1 protein-coding gene is annotated in these 1280 nt (G+C 69.3%); it reads right to left on the reverse strand.

Annotated features, from left to right (window positions below):
* Positions 1–1208 (reverse strand): IS3 family transposase gene (locus E6P78_RS32500; protein WP_136207204.1). Its coding sequence is split into 2 segments (ribosomal slippage), with 1209 coding nucleotides annotated over them: positions 1–866 and positions 866–1208; the frame shifts between segments, so codons are not numbered across the junction. This gene is flagged as partial in the annotation.
* Positions 1209–1280 lie beyond the last annotated feature (72 nt).

A 1280-nucleotide genomic window follows, 5' to 3' on the forward strand; every position in this document is an offset into this window, starting at 1 on the left:
TTCGTAGGCCATGGGGCTGAGGTGTCCGTTCGCGGAGTGTCTGCGGCGGGTGTTGTAACGGGTGAGCCACCGGAAGACGGTGCGTCGGCAGAGTTCCGCGCCCGGGTAGTGGTGGGCGCCGCGCAGGGTCTCCCGCTTGAGGGAGGCGTGGAAACTCTCGCAGGCGGCGTTGTCGGCGGAGGTGCCGACCGCTCCCATGGACTGGGTGACGCCCAACTCGCCGCACAGGCCGGCGAATTCACGCGATGTGTACTGGGCGCCGTGATCGGAGTGGAAGATCGCGCCGTTCAGGCCGCCGCGGGTGGCGGCTGCCATCCGCAGGGCCTCGGCGACGAGTTCGGTGCGCATGTGGGCGGCGATGGACCAGCCGACCACCCGGCGGCTGAAGCAGTCCAGGACAGTGGCCAGGTAGAGGAACTGGCCATCCCCGGTGGGGAGATAGGTGATGTCGCCCATGTACTTGACTCCTGGCGCGGGGGCGGTGAAGTCCCGCTGGAACAGGTCCGGGACAGGTGTCGCCGACGGCTCGGGGATTGTGGTGCGGACCCGTCTGTGCAGGCGTGTGCCCTGGATGGAGAAGTTGCGCATCACGCGGGCCACCCGTTTCTTGTTGATCTTGCGGCCGTCGGCGCGGAGCTCGGCGGTGATCCGCGGAGAGCCGTAGGCGCCGTCCGAGTCGGTGTGGACGGCGCGGATCTGTTCGGCCAGGGCATGGTCGGCGGCCTGCCGCGCGGTCCGCGCGTCGGCCCCGTCCCTCCACTTGTAGTAGCTGGACCGGTTCACGCCCAGCACCTGGCACAACCGCTTCACGCCGAAGGCGTCCCGGTGGTCGTGGACGAACTGGAAGCGGTTCACCAGTTCGTCTCGCCGGCGAAATACTTGGCCGCCTTGCGCAGGATGTCCCGCTCGGTGGCCAGCTTCCGCTCGCTGGCCTCAAGCTCGGCCACCCGGGCCTCCAGCTGCCGGATCCGCTCGTCCGGGTCGGGGGACGGTGCCGGCTGTCCTGCCCGGGCCTGCGCTGCCCCACCCGACCGAGGGGCCGCGGGGGCCACGCCTCGACGTTCCCGGTCCCGCAGCACCCACTCACGCAGCGTCGCCCTGTTGATGCCCAGGTCAGCGGCGATGCTCTTGTACGTCGCCCCGGGCGTGGACTCGTACAGGGCCACGGCATCGGCCTTGAACTCGTCCGAGTAGTCCTTCATCGCCATCGGCGGTGTTCTCGCTTCCTCCGGATCAAGCAGATCCAGTATCAGCGTGTCCACCACTCAGGGGGAGGCCCC

It is taken from the genome of Streptomyces sp. A0958 (assembly GCF_004795035.1).
In the GTDB taxonomy this organism is placed as follows: Bacteria; Actinomycetota; Actinomycetes; order Streptomycetales; family Streptomycetaceae; genus Streptomyces.